13 protein-coding genes and 2 rRNA genes are annotated in these 17,983 nt (G+C 56.1%); 3 read left to right on the forward strand and 12 right to left on the reverse strand.

The window, feature by feature from the left end; all coding sequences use genetic code 11:
• Positions 1-51: 51 nt before the first annotated feature.
• Together KQI65_17750 and KQI65_17755 are read right to left on the reverse strand one after the other, a co-directional pair.
• Positions 52-1,290: an MgtC/SapB family protein gene (locus KQI65_17750; GenBank protein ID MCB2206591.1), complete on the reverse strand. Its 1,239-nt coding sequence runs from the start codon at positions 1,288-1,290 to the stop codon at positions 52-54.
• Between the two features lie 10 nt (positions 1,291-1,300).
• Complete coding sequence (locus KQI65_17755; protein MCB2206592.1) at positions 1,301-4,903, reverse strand: tetratricopeptide repeat protein; 3,603 nt, start codon at positions 4,901-4,903, stop codon at positions 1,301-1,303.
• 197 nt (positions 4,904-5,100) lie between these two features.
• Between KQI65_17755 and KQI65_17760 the strand changes: the two genes are divergently transcribed.
• Both KQI65_17760 and KQI65_17765 read left to right on the forward strand, forming a co-directional pair.
• Positions 5,101-6,567: an aminoacyl-histidine dipeptidase gene (locus KQI65_17760; protein ID MCB2206593.1), complete on the forward strand. Its 1,467-nt coding sequence runs from the start codon at positions 5,101-5,103 to the stop codon at positions 6,565-6,567.
• Positions 6,568-6,837: 270 nt separating this feature from the next.
• Positions 6,838-8,355: an aromatic amino acid ammonia-lyase gene (locus KQI65_17765; protein ID MCB2206594.1), complete on the forward strand. Its 1,518-nt coding sequence runs from the start codon at positions 6,838-6,840 to the stop codon at positions 8,353-8,355.
• Positions 8,356-8,418: 63 nt separating this feature from the next.
• Here KQI65_17765 and KQI65_17770 read toward each other — a convergent pair whose 3' ends face one another.
• The 7 genes from KQI65_17770 to KQI65_17800 form a co-directional block, all read right to left on the reverse strand.
• On the reverse strand, positions 8,419-9,621 hold the full coding sequence (locus KQI65_17770) for an NAD(P)/FAD-dependent oxidoreductase (GenBank protein MCB2206595.1): 1,203 nt from the start codon (positions 9,619-9,621) through the stop codon (positions 8,419-8,421).
• A 115-nt stretch (positions 9,622-9,736) separates the two neighbouring features.
• Positions 9,737-10,285 carry a dihydrofolate reductase family protein gene (locus KQI65_17775; protein ID MCB2206596.1) on the reverse strand — a complete coding sequence of 183 codons (549 nt, stop codon included), beginning with the start codon at positions 10,283-10,285 and terminating at the stop codon, positions 9,737-9,739.
• A 24-nt stretch (positions 10,286-10,309) separates the two neighbouring features.
• Positions 10,310-10,741 (reverse strand): hypothetical protein, encoded by a 432-nt coding sequence (locus KQI65_17780; GenBank protein ID MCB2206597.1) that lies wholly within the window; start codon positions 10,739-10,741, stop codon positions 10,310-10,312.
• A gap of 2 nt (positions 10,742-10,743) precedes the next feature.
• Positions 10,744-11,454 carry a hypothetical protein gene (locus KQI65_17785; GenBank protein MCB2206598.1) on the reverse strand — a complete coding sequence of 237 codons (711 nt, stop codon included), beginning with the start codon at positions 11,452-11,454 and terminating at the stop codon, positions 10,744-10,746.
• A gap of 54 nt (positions 11,455-11,508) precedes the next feature.
• Positions 11,509-11,787 (reverse strand): YciI family protein, encoded by a 279-nt coding sequence (locus tag KQI65_17790; protein ID MCB2206599.1) that lies wholly within the window; start codon positions 11,785-11,787, stop codon positions 11,509-11,511.
• Positions 11,788-11,793: 6 nt separating this feature from the next.
• Positions 11,794-12,219 carry a DUF1801 domain-containing protein gene (locus KQI65_17795; protein ID MCB2206600.1) on the reverse strand — a complete coding sequence of 142 codons (426 nt, stop codon included), beginning with the start codon at positions 12,217-12,219 and terminating at the stop codon, positions 11,794-11,796.
• A gap of 148 nt (positions 12,220-12,367) precedes the next feature.
• On the reverse strand, positions 12,368-14,497 hold the full coding sequence (locus tag KQI65_17800; protein MCB2206601.1) for a hypothetical protein: 2,130 nt from the start codon (positions 14,495-14,497) through the stop codon (positions 12,368-12,370).
• Between the two features lie 379 nt (positions 14,498-14,876).
• Here KQI65_17800 and KQI65_17805 point away from each other — a divergent pair, with 379 nt between their 5' ends.
• A complete protein-coding gene (locus KQI65_17805) occupies positions 14,877-16,895 on the forward strand; it encodes a urocanate hydratase (protein MCB2206602.1) in 2,019 nt (672 codons plus the stop codon).
• Between the two features lie 64 nt (positions 16,896-16,959).
• On the opposite strand, the gene KQI65_17810 is transcribed toward KQI65_17805, so the two are convergent.
• From KQI65_17810 to KQI65_17820, 3 genes are all read right to left on the reverse strand, one after another.
• A complete protein-coding gene (locus tag KQI65_17810) occupies positions 16,960-17,265 on the reverse strand; it encodes a hypothetical protein (GenBank protein MCB2206603.1) in 306 nt (101 codons plus the stop codon).
• 95 nt (positions 17,266-17,360) lie between these two features.
• Positions 17,361-17,477: ribosomal RNA gene (gene rrf / locus KQI65_17815) — 5S ribosomal RNA — on the reverse strand.
• 86 nt (positions 17,478-17,563) lie between these two features.
• Positions 17,564-17,983 (reverse strand): 23S ribosomal RNA (locus tag KQI65_17820); the annotation flags it as partial.

The following is a 17,983-nucleotide window of genomic DNA, read 5'->3' on the forward strand; positions in this document are numbered from 1 at the left end:
AGTTCGAATCGGGAAATAGTATCGGGATAAATGCGGAAAAAGGAAAGGCCATTACAGCACCAGCAAAGGGATGTGCAATGCGGCCCAGATTCCGTACCGGAACGCTGTCTGTACTCGGGTTTCTTTCGCCAGAATGAAAAAGTAGCTCCCCTTCGCGAGGGTGTTACTCATCATTGCAAGCATCAGGGGCATGACGAGCATCATGGCACCGCTGTGATCCTGCGCCACGGAGAGGATGAACGGATCGATATCGACGACGCCGACGACAAGCGACAGCATCACGATGCCGGCCGTACCAAGCGCCTCGCGGGCGTAGACGGTCAGTACCGAAAGAAGGACGAAAACGGCTGCAAAGATGAGGGCGGGTTTCAGTTCGAATGGGTTCTGCAGCGTGGTGAATTCCTCGACCTCGACATCGTCCGTACGACGTCCCGTCCGCAGGGCAAGCAAAACTCCGAGCAGGGACAGGATGACACAGCGCCACCACATTTCCATACCAGCGGTGGGATTTACCACGAAGAGCAGAATGAGGATGCGCAGGTACATCACACTGCTTGCGAGAATGGACATCTGAAGGGCATGAAAACTGAGGGACGATGTACGTTGCGCCATGCGTCCGGCAGCAATGCTGACTGCAGTGCTGGAGACAATCCCTCCAAAAATTCCCGAGAGCCAGAGCCCGAGCTTCCGCCCGAACTTCTTGGTCAGGAAATATCCGACAAATCCGATGCTGGACACCAGGATGACGAGCTGCCACACGCGTGCGGGATTGAGATCGAATCGTGTGTATTCCCTGTCGGGAAGAGCGGGCAGTATGATCGCCGTAACAACCAGGAATTTCAGGACTGCGAGGAATTCACTTCTGTCGAGGCGTTCGACAAAATGTTCGAGGTCCCCTTTCTCGGAAAGCAGTATGGTGTTGACCACCCCCAGCGTGATCGCAACCCAAACGTCCGCCAGCAGTGCAAGCACGCCGACAACAAAGGTGAGCAGAGCCGAGACCTCACTCGTCCACCCCCTCCTGCCCTCGCGCATCTTGGCCAGATAGCCGACGACGGTCAGCGCCGCAAGAGACAGCATACCGGCGGGAAGAGCCCAGGTAACGCCGATGCGGTACAGCCACGCGCAGGCAAAGCCATAGAGACTGATCACCGTATACGTGCGTACGCCTGCGTAGAGGCTGCCGCTCTTTCGCTCGGCGCCGCTGCTCTCACGCTCGAGTCCGATAAGAAATCCGAGACCGAGCGCGATAACGAATCGCAGTTCCAGTGTCCATTCAATGGACGGCATGATGCATCACTCAGTTCATGAGCGCCCGGATCTCCTTGCTGCGCTTCTCCGCCTCCGCACGGAAGCGCGGGTCCACGCCGGGCGTGTCAATTATTTTCTGGTACATGTCAATGGCCAGCTCGTACTTCCCGAGTTCCTTGTACGCTCTGGCTGCATAGTCATAGGCCGACGACGCCCAGTCCATTTCCGTCTTTTTCACGATCAGATAGGGAATCTTCAGGAACTCCTGTACGGCCCGGTTGAAATCCTGCTTGAAGAAATAACATTCCCCGATATAGTAGCGAATCTCCGCCATGTCGTCGGGAGGCGCGTCCGGGAGCAGACCTTCGTACTGCGCAAGCGCCAGGTCGTAGTAACGCAAATTGTAAAGATAGGTACCGAGATTCACACGTTTGCGGAATGCCGTGGCGTCACCGGGCCAGGTGTTCAGGAATTTTCTCGTCATCTCAGCGGCGACATCGTACATTTCCAGGGCGTCATAGGCATATATGACACCATTCAGCGCATCCTTGAGCATACTCTCGGGAATATCACCGGCGTCGATTACAGCCTTGTATTCCATGGCTGCGTCCTGGAATTTTTCCGCACGCATGGACATGCGGCCCAGCGACATCATGGAGAGCAGCGCGGCCTCCGTGCGGGGATGGTCTTCAACAACGGACTGGAATGCCTCGCGCGCATCCGTGTTGCGGCTCTGTGCCTCCAGGCAGCGCCCATTCCAGTATTGTCCCAGTGCGGCGATATCCCTCGCATCCGAATCTTCCACATCATCGAATACATCCTGAGCCTTTGAATACTCTCCCTTCCGGAAGTGATATTTTCCCCGTTCGAGCAAAAACTCATCGAGAAGGCCTTCCGCGTCAGGCCACGCGCTGCGGAATGCACTCATCCTGGCTTCAGCGTCTTCGAATCGGTCAGCCCGAAACAGCGCAACAACGATGCGGGAGTCCGCATAACGCTGCACGGCGGTTTCGCTGCTCTGGGCAATCAGGCGGGTGTAAGCATCGATTGCACGATCGTATTTCCCGTTTTCCAGCAACAGATCAGCCGCATCTCGCAGAGCGGCACTGCCCTGTTTCAATGTTGCGGACTTTTCGAGATAGGTACTTGCGAGATCGATCTTTCCTTCATCCTTATACATCTGTCCCAGCGCGAACAGCACTTCGCCAAGATGCTGTCCCTCACCGTAGTGATCGACATAGCGCAGGAGTGCTTTTTTCGCTTCACTCCGCTGTTGTGCCTTCGCGAGCGCAACAGCATGGGCAAAAAGATACTCCTGCCGCAGAACGTCGCTTCGGAACGGGTTTTCCATGACCGTCCGGTAGTAGCGCCCTGAACGCGCAACGGCATCGGAGGTGCGACCGGCTTCCACCAGCACGGACAGAACGGCAATACGCGCACTGTCGGCAACAGCTGCATACGGATACCTCGAAGCGGCATCGTCGAATGCGTCCACCGCTTCGCCATACCGGCCGACTCGCGCAAGCAATCGTCCCTGGAGCAGCAGGGCATCCGCGGCATATCTGCCGTTGGGTGCGCGGACAAGGGAGGCGTCGAGATCCGTCAGCGCTTCGTCGAATTTCCGCAGGGCGGCATATGCCATACTCCGTCCGTAACGTGCGGCAGCCAGCTCGTCGGTGGCCGACCCACTTTCAATGATGCCATTGAACTCCCGCACGGCCGCTTCATCCCTACCCAGTTCCACCTGTGCAAACCCGGCGGCAAGGAGGGCAGCTTCACGATGCTGTGATGGATTACGAGCGAGGAATCCCGCGGATGCGGTGAGCACTTCGGCCGGCGTGGCACTGGCTGCCTGCAATTGGAAAAGCTCCCAGGCAAGATCGTCGTGCCGGGTACCCGATGTATGCGACGCGAAAAAGCTGTTGCATTGCGTCTCCGCATCTGCAAGGGTGCGCGTGCCCTTCCGGGCAAGCCTGATCACGGTCAATGCTGCACCGAAATCGGCGGCCTCCGCATCGTCTCCGCGAAGCCCCTTTGCCTGCGCTGAATTAAAAAACCGTTCCGCGCGCACATAATCCCCGAGTTCCTCGAGATACACACGGGCAAGGAGAAGGTCTACCTGTCCCCCGCTTTCATTGTCATGCATTGCAGCAATGACATCCGCGAGTTTGCGAACGGATCGCTCGGCATCCCCACCACCTGCGAGCTGCAGTCGCTGATACGCGGCCTCCGCTTCCCCGAATAATTCCGAGGCGGGAAAGAGGAGAAGCAGCTGCCGGTATGCCTGCGCAGCAGCGCGTGTATCCCCCTGTCGTTCGAGAGTGCGCGCCCTGCCGAACTGTGCATCGTCTGAGACCCGGTTCAGGCCGTATCGCTCCCCGATGGCGGTGTAGTGGTCGAGAGCGCTGCTGTAGTTCTGCAGCTCGCGCTCCTCAATATCTGCGATACGCAATAGTGCGTCTGCTGCGCCGGGCTCCGATGGATAGTTCTGCAGGTAGGTACGATACCATGTGAGCGCAGCGGCGATGTCCGACGCTTCACGGGCACTTTCGCCGAGTTCCACGAGCAGACTTTGCCGGTCGGTACTGACCAGGGAGTCCGCATACAGCGCTTCGAGCCAGCGTTCTGATTGGGCGTATGCGCCGGCGCGACGTGCCGCAGCAGCGGCGGCGCGGATCATTCCCGGTTCGAGTCCTTCAGACGCACTTGTGAACAGCTGCTTCCATGCTTCAAGTGCGGCAGCATCGTCACCTTCGGCGGACGCGGTCTCCGCGAGTCCGGCATATGCCTGCTGACGCATTGCCGGGGGAGCATTCCCGTTCTCGGCAACCTTCACATACTGCGCGCGCGCACTGCTGAAATCACGGAAGCTACGGTGAAGGTCTCCCAGGCGAACACGCGCTTTGAGTGCCGCCATCGTGGCAGGATACGTACTGATGGCTTCCGTGTAGCGTCCCTCCGCAGCCTCCCTGTCTCCGAGTCCCGCCCGTGTTTCTCCGATAGCGACGATCACTTCCGGCCGCAGTGATGCGGGAACAGCCTCCGTGAGCAGGCGCTGCAACTCTCGCAGGGCGCGTTCGTATTCTCCCTGGGCGAGATACAGGCGCCCGAGCTGCATTTGGGCCTCAAAGCGCACATCGGACTTGGGGTATTCAAGCAGTACCGCATTGAGAACGGAGCGTGCATTTTCGGTTTCATCCGCGCGAAGGAAATACGTCCCAGCCTGCAGCAGTGCCTGTGGAGCCCTGGCGTTCTTCGGGTAAAAGCTTTTCAACTTCGCAAAGGCTTCACCTGCTTCAGCGTAATTATGCTCACGCGCATACAGTTCGCCAAGCTGCCACCATGCGTCCACCGCACGAGGATGATCCTGGTAACGCAGCGCAAAATCCGAGAATGTGTTTGCCGCCTGTCTGTACTTGCCGGTTTTCACCTGCACGAGACCGAGATAATACCGTGCCTCGATCGCGCTTCCAGAATTCGGATATCGATCAATGAATGACGCAAACTGATCTTCCGCCTGCGCAAACAGGCTGTCGTTGTAGAGTTCTACGCCAAGTTTGAAATCTCCACTCTCATTCGTTCCCTGGGCGCGAAGTCCATGGGGGAGAAGCAGAAAAAACAATGCGATGCAGACCAGATAGACCCTGTTCATATGTCCCGTATTTTCGTGGGTTAAAAAAGCAACATAGAGATTTGCCCATGCAGAGGCAAGGTGCGCTTGCGTCCCGGCGTGAATTGCGTGGAAAATGCGACGGGACGCCATTCTCCATTTCCCATTACAGCAATCTTCTCTATCTTAAGGGATTACATCGATAACTCTCAATCCGATAACGAAAAAGGAGCATCCCATTGTCAACACTGACTGACCTCGAACCCAAATCGCTGTGGCGTCATTTTCATGGACTGGCACAGGTCCCTCGTCCCTCAAAGAAGGAAGAGAAAGTACTTGCGTACCTGAAGAAGCTGCTCACCGATCTCGGCTATGCGTACGAGCAGGATGACACCGGCAATATTGTCGTCCGTAAACCTGCCACTCCGGGACATGAGAACGCACCGATGGTGCTCATCCAGGGACATGTGGACATGGTCTGCGAAAAGAACAAGGACACGGATTTCGATTTCGACAATGATCCGATTGCAGCGTATGTCGACGGCGAATGGGTGACCGCGAAGGGCACGACGCTGGGCGCAGACAATGGAATCGGCGTGGCCGCCGGACTCGCTGTTCTTGAGTCGAAAGACCTCGTGCATCCGCCAATGGAATTTCTATTCACGGTCGACGAGGAGACCGGGCTGACCGGCGCCAAGGGACTCAAGCCGGGCTTCCTGAAAGCGGATATGATGCTGAATCTCGATTCCGAGGAAGACGGTGCCCTGTACGTCGGCTGCGCAGGTGGTATGGACACCGCCGGCGTGATGAAACTCAACCTCTCTGATGCTCCCGCTACGTCGCAGGCCATCGATATCAATGTCGGCGGACTCAAGGGCGGGCACTCCGGACTGGATGTCGCCACGGGCCGTGGAAACGCAATCAAGTTTCTCACTCGTATCCTCGCCGACCTCACGGCGAATGTTCCCGGTGTACAGTTCTCGAGCATGCTCGGCGGCAGTAAGCGCAATGCTATCCCGCGTGAAGCCGAAGCCGTTGTCTATGTGCCGAACGACAAGGTTGACGAGGTACTCGGAAAAATGCAGGGCTTCCAGGACTTGTTCCTGAACGAGATCAGTTCGGTGGAGCCTGATCTTGCCATCAAGGCTACGAAAGTTGGCGGCAACGGCAAGGTTGCGGACGACGCACAGTTCAAGGCGTTGCTCAATGCGCTGCAGGGACTCCCCACCGGTGTTATCAAGATGAGCGCGGATATCGAAGGACTCGTGGAAACCTCCACGATGCTTGCGACCGTGACAATGGAAATCGACACCATCACCGTCGGTACCAGCCAGCGCAGCAGCGTCGAATCCGAAAAGGCGGATATCGTCGCCACGGTCGGTGCAGTCCTCCGCCTGGCAGGGTTCGATGTCGTGCAGGGCGACGGCTACCCCGGCTGGAAGCCGAACATGGAATCCAGCGCACTGAAGTTTGTCAAGCTGAGCTTCAACCAGCTGTTTGGCAAGGATCCGGAAATCAAGGCGATCCACGCCGGTCTCGAGTGCGGACTCATTGGTGAAGTATTCCCGGACATGGACATGATCTCCTTCGGTCCGACCATCGAGGGCGCACACAGTCCTGACGAGCGCATCAACATTCCGGCAACCGAACGTTTCTGGAACCTCGTCACCGCCACACTCGAAAACGTCGCAAAATCCGCGAACTGATTTTCGCAGTAAAGAAAGAGGAACGCAGAGATAAGAGGAACGCAGATTTTCGCTGATTAGTCGCTGATTTTCGCCGAGAACAATTTTTAATTTTTCCCCGCGAGAATCTGCGGTACATCTGCGAAAATCTGCGTTCCTCTTTTCTTGCGTTCCTCTTTTCTTGCCTTCCTCTTTTACTATCTGCGCAATCCCTTCCGGATGCTGGCAGACTGCGGATAAAACCGTATTTTACTACGCTGCTTTTTCGTATCGATCATCCGGAGGTTGTTTATGGCTATTGTTCTGGACGGTTCGAACCTGACTGTCGAGAAACTTGTAAAGATTGCGCGCCACAATGAACCCGTGGAACTGCATCCCGATGCGCTTGAGCGCATCAAGGTTTGCCGCGCGATGCTCGAGAAAAAAATTGCCGATCATGAAATCATGTACGGCATCAATACCGGGATCGGGGAGTTTTCAGAAGTCGTGTTGAACGACGAACAGGTCAAGGAATTTCAAAAATATCTGATCTACAACCATTCCGCAGGCATCGGAGATCCCGCGCCGGTGGAATATGTTCGCGGTGCGATGGCCGGACGCATTAACGTGCACGCGCACGGGAACAGTGGCTGCCGACCGGAAATCACGCAAACGCTGATTGCAATGCTCAACAAGGGTGTCACTCCAGTGGTCTGCCAGAAAGGCTCCGTCGGTGCCTCCGGTGACCTGGCACCGATGTCACAGGTCGCGCTGCTCATGATGGGCGAGGGTGAAGCCTGGTACAACGGCGAAAGAATGCCAGGTCGCCAGGCTCTCGAAGCGGCAGGCATTCCCATTCCCGGACTGGAGGCAAGAGACGGCCTCGCGACCATCAACGGCTCTAACCTGTTGACGGCAATGAGCGCCATTCACCTCTATGACATGAACCGGTGGTTGCAACAGGCAGAGATTGCCGCGGCAATGTCACTCGAAGCGCTGCTGGCAAATCTCAAGCCCTATGACAGCCGGCTGCACGAAGTCCGCGGTTTCGCCGGCGCCGTGCGGTCCGCAAATGCAATTGCACGTTGCATTAAGGGAAGCGACCTGCAAACCGGAAAGATGAAGGTCAAAGTACAGGATGCCTATTCGATGCGGTCCACACCGCAGGTTATCGGCGCCGCGCATGACGCCGTCGCACACGCCAAGGTACAGGTGGAAATCGAGCTCAACGGGGTTGGCGACAACCCGATTTTCTTCCCCGAAGAAAATCTGACCCTCACAGGTGCAAATTTCCAGGGTACGCCGGTTGCACTGCCGATGGACATGGCAGGCACAGCCATCACGATGGTCAGCGTACTCTCTGAGCGCCGTCTCAACCGGCTCCTCAATCCCGCACTGAGCGTCGGACTCCCATCCTTCCTCACCAAGGGCGCAGGCATGTTCTCAGGACTCATGCTCAGCCAGTACACGGCCGACAGTCTCATCGTCGAGCAGCGCATTCTTTCCATGCCCGCGTCGATTCAGTCGATCCCGGCCGCAGCTGATCAGGAAGACTTTGTCTCGATGGGTATGAACACCGCCATCAAGAACGCACAGATCCTCGACAACGCATACGGTGTGCTGGGCATTGAGTTCATGGCCGCAGCACAGGCGCTGGATTTCCGCGACTTCACCAACGGTACGGGTGTGCAGAAAGGCCGTGAAGTGGTGCGCAGACATGTCGATCATCTCGACATCGACAGACCCCTTTACCCCGACCACACCAAAATGAAAGAGGTCGTTCGCAGCTGCGAAATCCTGGACGAGGTACTTGACGCCATAAAAGAATAGCAGGCGTGCGTCCCGCGACGTAACCGTGTGACGCTGTCTTCGTGTTTCCTCAGAGCCGCCCGGTCAGAAATTGATCGGCGGCTCTTTCTTTATTCCTTCCACAGTAAACGGACCGGACGCAGCGAGGAGAGCGCGTGCTTCATCGACCTTCTCCCAGACATTCCACAGCAGCACACCACGCACCTTTGCGTCTTCCAGGTAGTACACGATGCCTTCGCGGTACGGCTCCTTCCAGTCGCTGACGGTTTCGAGACGTGCATCGATCAGACCGACCGCTTCGTATCCGAGATCGAAAAGATCTGAATAGAACATCGGGATATGCGTGTATGTCTCCGCATCCTTCCCTGCCTGCTGGAGGGCCATATTACGTCCCGCCTGTTTTCCCATTGTGAGCGCATTGTCTTCATGCTCAACGCGCATCCGCCTGTCGAGTACCGCGCTATAAAAATTCGCGACATCACCGGCAGCGAAAATGTGTGCGTCGCTGCTGCGGAGAAACGCATCCACATGGACACCGTCACCGGTTTCGAGTCCGGCAGCTTCCGCGATTGCATCGTTCGGAAGCACTCCGATACCCGCGACGACATGATCCACCTCAAAACTACGGGAGAGATTCGTCTGTATGTTCTTGCGGCCAGCATTTTCAACGATTCCCTGAACTTCCACCCCATCAAATACTTCAACGCCATGCTCACGGTACATGTCGCCAAGGTAATGGGAAAGATCTGCAGGAAAGGTGCGTCCACCAATGCCAGCATCCGGGAACATCATCACAACCTGTTCATTGTTGGTCGACAGCGCCGCAGCAATTTCAGATCCGATAAACCCTCCACCGACAATGAGAAAAACGTCGCCTTTCCCTGTCCATGATCGCAGGGTGTTGTATGAGGACATATCGCGGTAGTACAGGACATCGTCCTGGCCAAACGGCAGATGGCGCACATGCGCTCCGGTGGCCAGCAGCAGTTTCCCGTAACCGTATTCATCCTGCTCGCTGTTGCGCAGACGCTGCGTTTCGGGATCAATGCTGGCGATGCTCTCTCCAACATGCATCTCCGTCAGGTCATCCTCAATCGGGAGCCAGATATCATCGACGCTGTCTCCGTTCCAGAGTCCTTTCGTAAGCGGGGGACGTTGATATGGCGGCCAGCTCTCGCGGCAAAATATGGCGATGGTTCCGTGTGGATCTACCTCCCGAATCCCCTGGTATGCAGCATGCGCCGTCATTCCACCCCCGACGATCACATACGTGAACGATTTTAACATACAGTGCTCCTTCCATACCTGTTCATACGTAACATCCCGTCCGGGCGTCGCCGGCGGGTTCCTGATCATATACTACTAGTAAGGGAGAAGAACACGGAAGAGTTCCGTGAAGGTCTCAGGCGATTGCGTCAGCGGGGAGGTAGGTCAGACGCACGATATGTCTGTCGTATCGATGCGCATCGACGAGCTGAAGGCGGCCCTCCTCCGTCCCTGCCGGAAAAAGCGGCAGTCCTCGTCCGAGCACGACAGATTGAATGAAAACATGATACTCATCGATGAGATTGTTCTGCATGAAGAGCCGGACAATCTCTCCACCGCCGACCAGCCAGATATGCTTCCCGTCTTCCCGGCGGATGTCTGCCAGGAGTTCATCGGGCGGCATCGAGGTGAACTGTGCATGGGCATCCTGCTGGCCGGCCCGCTTCCGCGAATACACGTAGCAGCGGAGCCCCTCATACGGCCATGCTCCAAACCCGAGTACCTGATCGTATGTGCGCGATCCCATGATGATCGTATCGACGCTGTCAATGAAATCATTGTACCCGTAGTCGCCTTCACCCTGCAGCCAGTCGACGCTCCCATCCAGCCTTGCGATGAAGCCATCGCAACTCATGGCGATGAACAACTGGCACATTCTGCGATTGCGTGTCCCGGGCCTATCCATGTACGAGAAGTTTCCTGTGGTTGATTAATGTGCGCGCTGCGGTGACAGTATGGTTCGAACGCGGCTTCCGAGAAAGGCCCCGGTCAATGCGGGCAGAGCGAGAATCACGTAACTGAAAATTAGCAGCGGCGGAAGAAGATCAATGCGCTCAGGCCCGAAAAACGTATTGAGCAGCAGCCACAGCAGATGGATGAGGAGAAAGGCATTGCCCGTCACGAACCAGTGTTTGCGCCAGAGCATACCGAGCACCGCTCCGAGTCCGGTGGCCAGCCCCAGAGTCAAAAGTGGGTGCAGCCTGTCCCACGCCGTCGCATACAATGGGAAAAACACATTGCCGCTGTAATCGGCCACGCCACCTCCACGCAGAAGATGGGGCAGCAATACTGCGATGATGCCAGCCAGTGATGCGACCAGCAGAAGTCCCCATCGAATCGTTTTTCTTCTTCGTCTTGGCATATTCACCTTCCTATCAAGGCTCTCCAGCGCTTTTCTGAAATGGCGAGAGCTAGTTGCATCACATGGGTTTCCAGTCGTTTCACTTCGTCTTGATATACGCGCTCCGAAGGTGCATGCAGCAGCGCGATTGCGGTCACCCAGACGCGTTCGCGCCAGCTGCGCAGGGAACGTGCAATCAATGCTTCATCCATTCTTCCCATGATGGTATCGAGCACGCGCATCGAGAGCATCGAGGGATTGAGAATAGTATCCTGTACGGCATCAATGGTGTTGGCAATGATGGTGTTCACATGCGCGTAATCCTGGTATCTGATCGCGAGCTGATCGGAGTCAGTCTCTTCCCCTTCTTCACGTAAAAGTTCTGTCACGGTAAGAACGAGATCGTAGTTGATATGCGCATTGACACCAAGCAGCAGATGCTGCACTGGCAGCGTACCAGGCATTATTGTGATGTCATGCGCATGCTGCCAGACGGCCGGCGCACTCCCGTCATGAAGTTCGTACGCGTCGAGTGCATTGAAGTAGTACTCTGCAAAACGATTGAGCAGGGACTCCACCCATGGTCCATCACGGAATCCGCCGAGCTCGATTTCCTTCAACGTGTTTGCCGTCATCATGCTGTAGCACTGAAGGAAGATACTCCTGTCGTCGGCACAGGCCGACCACTGTGAAATATGTTCGTGCATGTGCTCAAGCACTTTCTGATCAATCATTACGCCTCTGTTCTGCATTATCTGCGCCTTGCTTCTTCCAGCCCACCGGGATGTTCAATCCCCGATGACCACGGTCCAGGGTCGCACGTCCCAGGAAGTCACCACGCCATTGCGCACGTACACATCGTTGCGGGCAAATTCTTCAGCCACCTTCGCGGAATCAGCCCTGAAGATGAGCACTGCCTGATCCGATGGGTCCGCAAGCGCCCCGGCGAGAACGAGTTCACCGCGCTGATGTGCTGCCTTCGCATAGGCCAGGTGTTCTTCCCTGAACGCAGTTCTTCTCTCGAGGTAGTCGTCAGCCGTTGTGTAAAACAGAATGAAATACTGCATGACAGCCTATGTCGTTGTTTCAAATTTGCTTTTCATGTATTCCACCGACTCGGCAATCAGTTCCTCAAGAACCTTGGGGTCGATGTCTTCCAGTTTGTTGATGTATAGGCAGGACTTCCCGGTCTTGAACTTGCCCAGTTTTCCGAGCAGCTCACCGTAACGATCAAACCCCGCCATGATGTAAAGTGACAGTGCCTGTTTGCGCGGTGAGAGGCCGACCAGGGGCCAGTCCCCCTCCCGGCCACTGGCATAGACATAGTGATAACTGCCAAAGCCTATGATGCTGCCACCCCACATTTTCGGCACCGAACCCGTGACACGTTTCATGAGCTGCATGACAGTTTTTGCATCCTCACGCCGCTTTTCATTCTCGACGGATACCAGAAACTCCGCAACGCTCGCGTCGTTTTTCTTTGTTTTCGGTTCAGCCATTGAATTGAGTGCTCCTTGAAAAGAAGTACAGGAATCCCGCGCAGTGAGACTGCGCTGTCATCGTTGAACCCGGTTTGAAATTGATGTTGTACTTCTCCCAATGTACAAAATCCCGCGAAAAAAACACGGAATTCGCTATGGAAACATCTCAGTACAGAACGACGAACGGAGTGCAGACGAGTCCTTCCGCGGCGTGGCAGACGAGAAAGTAGCTGCCCGGACTGAGGCCAGCTGTCGGCAGCCGCAGCTGCACATCACCGGCAGAGACGCGGCGCTCACGCACCGTGCCGAGGACGCGCCCGAGGTTATCCACGATGTACACCCGGACATGCAGCGGGCGATCAGCGTGCAGCCATGCGGCTGCACTTTCACGAACGGGATTCGGGTACACGCCGTCCAGTTTCATTCCTGACGGTGCAGGAACCCGTTCCGCAGTGGAAATCGAGGAGAGTGTGATCCGCCAGAGTCCGGGCAACCCGCAGTTTCCGAAATACAGTGTATGGTCATCCCAGGTAAATGCGATGCGACAGACGGTCGGCGGAGCGTAGCCTGTCGCCGGGAGTCCGTCGAGCAGGCGTGTACCCGGCGAATCTTCCGTCGAGCGGAAGAGTACCACACCGGAATCGCGTGTTGCAACGACAAATGCCGAACCCGCCGAATGGGCAACCGCATATGAGGGTCCTTCATGCAGCAGCTGCTCCGGTCCCGAAGGGGAAATGAGGGAAAGTACCCCCTGCTCACCGACCAGGATGTTGGCACGAGCATGACTGGTCGCATCATACCATGCGCCGGTACGAAACGGCAGCCAGTGTTCACCTCCGTCCGTAGACTGAAACACCCCATCCGTGCTCATGCCCAGTGTCGTTGCAAACGCTCCATCCCAGGCAGCAAAATCAAAAATGCGATCCGGCCCACGCAGCGAATCTCCATTCCAGTCGCTGACCTGCGCACCGATCCGCGTATTGTCCGAATAGTATGGAGGGAGTCCCGGTACACCAGCCAGCAAACGTCCCGTACTTGTTTCGCGATACAGCGCCTGCCACGAACGGGAAATCCCCGTGGCCGTCATGCGTGACCACTCCACGTCGCGGACATCAGCACTCAGCAGTCCGTCAGACATCGCGAGAACGATGGTATCTCCATGAAAAAGCATGTCACCGGGACGTTCATTATGCGGATACTGCATAAAATCCCAGACTTCTTCGCCCACGTGGCGACGCGCGAGGAAATTCTCTTTCATGCTGTATGCATACATCGTCCCGTCCTCACCGATTGCAACATCCGCGACGCCGACCGGGAAAAACCCATGTGAAACGTACTCCCATTCGACTGTGTTATCGCCGCTGCGCCAGATGCCCATACCCTTAAGAGCCGCGAGCAGCCGGCCGGACGTACTGAATAACGCAGCGACAGGACGGGGAAACGGCGGTGCGGGGAGTCCATGCGGAGGAGCGACAACCTGCTCCCAGTGTTCTCCCTGATCCGTGGAGCGCTGCAACGGCCAGAGGGTTCTACCGTCATCGCTCCCGGCATACAGCGTTCCCTGAGAAGCAGCAAGCGCACTGACCGTCATGGCATGGAGCCCGCATTCTTCCCAGGTCTGCCCTGCCTCATCAAATCTGAGCAGTGTCACACCATTGACTCGTGGCTGCCGCAGGGCTGCGTAAATCCTGCCCTCCGCTTTTGTCAGCCCTCGCACGGAATCCCTCACGGCACCGAGTCGTTGCCACTGATTGCCCGCATCGTAGCTGCACCATATGCCGTCGCTGCCACCGACGATCACACGATGAAAATCCCGAAGAATTGTCTCTGCCGGAGGGGCATCCGTAAGCTCGTTCCATCGCGCACCCCGGTTCGTGCTGCGCAGCAGCAGCTCACCGCCGCAGGCAAACAGCGTATCTCCGCTGCCGGCAAGATCTTCAACGACTGCCCCGAGCAGCTCCGGTATGTAAGTCTCCTCCCAGTGCGTACCATCATCATCACTGCGATAGACGCGACTGAAACTGCCAGCCAGCAGTCGTCCTTCACCAGGCGAAAGCAGACAGAATGCTTCCGCAGCGGATGAGGGCATGGAGACCTCCCGCCATTCCGTGCCTTCCGCGTTTCCAAACAGGAGAAACGCCCGGTAATACGGAGCGGCGACAATTCCTGTCCCATGCGTTATGATATCGATGAAGGTCCCCCCGTAGGGACCGCCGACGTCTTCCCACACTTGCGCTTTCGTCTGCGCACTTATGACGCAGAGCAAAACTGTGGCTACTATGATTACACGCTTCATGCGATGTCCTTTCGATCTCATGAGTTCCTATACTCAGCATACGAAGGTTCGAAGACAGATGGTAGCGGAAGAGTTTGGAATGATAGAAGTATCGGAAAATGGAATCATACCGTACGCTGTCATCTTTCCATCGTACCGTGTTTCGATTTTTCCATAGTCAGCTCGCCCCCGCGATCCCACGTATCAGGGATTGCTTCCACGGACATAGCAGAAATCCGTGTACACGTCAGGGGAAGCAATCCCAGCTCCAACTGAGTTTGTCATCTGCGATCTGCCATCTGCGATCTGCCATCTGCAATCTGCAATCTGCAATCTGCTAATGCGATGCGACTTTTGTATCTTTGGGATCAGGAACTCTTGAACACGAGGATGTAGATCCATGCTGAGCAATACTGAAATATCACAGGCAATGACGGTGAAACTGCCGGCGCAGCTTCCGCCGAAAAAGGAATTCGCAGAGGGCATCCGTCGCGCGCCGAATCGCGGCCTTGACCTGACACCGAACGAAATCCGCATCGCGCTTCAGAATGCGCTGCGTTACGTCCCTGAGGAACTGCATGAGCAGCTCGCCCCGGAATTTCTCGAGGAACTCCGGACCATGGGACGCATCTATGGATACCGCTTTCGTCCGGAAGGCAATATCAAAGCCAGGGCAGAAAGCGAATACAAAGGCATTCTCCCTGCACGTGCGTTGCAGGTGAACATCGACAACAACCTGGATTTCGATGTCGCGCTGTACCCGTATGAACTCGTGACCTATGGCGAAACCGGACAGGTGTGCCAGAACTGGATGCAGTACCTTCTGATCAAGCAATACCTGGAGATCATGACAGAGAAGCAGACGCTGGTGGTCTCCTCCGGGCATCCGCTCGGACTCTTTCCCTCGAAGCCCGACGCTCCGCGTGTCATTTCGACGAACGGACTGCTCGTGGGACAGTGGGACAATCCGGAACAATTCCGTCGGCTCGCGGCGATGGGTGTGTCCAATTACGGACAGATGACGGCGGGCGGCTGGATGTATATCGGGCCCCAGGGCATTGTGCATGGAACCTTCATCACACTGCTGAACGCGGGCCGTAAGTATCTCGGCATACCGGCCGACGGCGATCTCAAGGGCGTGTATTTCATCTCTTCCGGACTCGGGGGAATGTCTGGCGCGCAGCCCAAGGCGGTGGAAATTGCCGGCGGTATCGGCGTCATCGCCGAAGTGGATGCCAGCCGGATAGAAACCCGTCACAGCCAGGGCTGGGTCAGTCTTGTTTCGGACGATCTCAGTCAGATTGCCGCCTGGATGAAGGAGTACCGCGAAAAAGGTGAAGCGGTATCCATCGCATATCACGGAAATGTCGTTGATCTGCTCGAGTATTTCGACGAACACAGCATCCTTGTCGAACTCATCTCCGACCAGACATCCTGTCACGTCGTCTACGAGGGTGGTTATACTCCTGCAGGCGTCAGCTTTGATGAGGGACGCGCGATCATGAAGTCCGATCCGTCGCGTTTCAAGCAACTCGTCGACGATTCGCTCCGACGCCATTATGCCGTGATCAAAAGGCTCACTGCCGCGGGTTCGTATTTCTGGGATTATGGGAACAGTTTCATGGCCTCGATTTTCGAAGCCGGTGAAAACGAGATCGCCAAAAATGGGCGCGACACCACGGAAGGATTCATCTGGCCTTCGTATGTCGAGGACATCATGGGCCCCATGTGCTTTGACTACGGCTTCGGTCCATTCCGCTGGGTCTGTCTGAGTGGCAAGGACGAAGATCTGCACAAAACAGACCAGGCAGCAATGGCCTGCATCGATCCGGATCGCAGTTCTATGGACCGTGACAACCACCATTGGATTGCAACCGCCGAGAAAAACCGCCTGGTCGTGGGCAGCAAGGCACGAATCCTGTATTCCGACGAAGAAGGACGCGTCCGCATCGCCCTGAAATTCAATGAGATGATCAGAAACGGGGAAATCGGTCCGGTCATTCTCGGTCGCGACCATCATGACGTCTCCGGCACGGATTCCCCGTATCGCGAAACCGCGAACATTTACGACGGTTCGAACGTCACCGCCGACATGAGCGTGCAGTGTTTCGCGGGGAATGTCGCGCGCGGAATGACACTGGTCGTGCTCTCGAACGGTGGCGGCGTGGGTATCGGGCGTGCAAGCAATGGTGGAAACGGCATCGTGCTCGACGGATCAGAGCAGATGGACAACATCATTCGATCCGGGCTTAGCTGGGATGTCATGGGCGGGGTGGCCCGGAGGAACTGGGCCCGCAATGAGGAGGCTGTCGAGACAGTGAAGACCTGGAATGAGAAGCACGGAGGTGAAGGACACATCACGATTCCGTTCCGGGTCAAGGACAGCTTGCTGGACGATCTGCTTGGTGAGAAGAACTAGCCGGAAACCGCAGCTCGCGTGGGGGCAGAGACAGGGATTGATCAAACTGGGAGCATGGATGTCATCACTGGGTTGTTCGCCCGTGCCAGACATCCATAACAAGACAGCCACTGACAGGAAAAAGCTTCGCGGTGCGCCGGCGTGAAATGAGAACGCCGGCGTACTGGCCGAGAAAAAACGCTCCGATCAGGAAGGGGTAGGTATAGAATTGCCATCCGAGTCCGCTCAGGTAGCGCATGGCTATGACGAAGGGGACGGGGAGATGTATCGCCAGAATCCACTGCAGTGAGAATTTCCTGGTACTTTCACGCCAGTACCCAAAGGGGAGATTCAATACAAACACCGCGATAGTGACGAGTAGCAAAGTCATGGCAATAATATAGGGAGAAAGTGGAGTTAAATGCTCGCAGATAAAAAAGGGCAAAAAAAAATCCCGATGCGCAATGCATCGGGATTAAAATAAAGTCCTGGCGACTACCTACTCTCCCGGGAGGTCGCCCTCCAAGTACCATCGGCGTTGAGGGGCTTAACTGCTCTGTTCGGAAAGGGAAGAGGTGGAACACCCTCGCTATCGTCGCCATGGACAAACTCACATGACGTAATGGAAGACGGACTGTCTTTCATGCTTTTAACAAGTTCACTGAAGTTGATCAGTGATATAATAAAATTATGGGAAGTCTCACGACTTATTAGTACAGCTCAGCTGAACATATTGCTATGCTTACACCTGCTGCCTATCACCTGATAGTCTTTCAGGAGTCTTTAGGTCGTATGACGGGATGACTCATCTTGGAGTGGGCTTCGTGCTTAGATGCTTTCAGCGCTTATCCCTTCCGAACGTAGCTACCCAGCCATGCCGCTGGCGCGACAACTGGTACACTAGAGGTTCGTTCACTCCGGTCCTCTCGTACTGAGAGCAAATCTCCTCAATCATCCTGCGCCCACATAGGATAGGGACCGAACTGTCTCACGACGTTCTGAACCCAGCTCACGTACCGCTTTAATTGGCGAACAGCCAAACCCTTGGGACCTTCTTCAGCCCCAGGATGCGATGAGCCGACATCGAGGTGCCAAACCTCCCCGTCGAT

The organism is bacterium (genome assembly GCA_020444325.1).
Classification (GTDB): Bacteria; Bacteroidota; Ignavibacteria; order SZUA-365; family SZUA-365; genus BM516.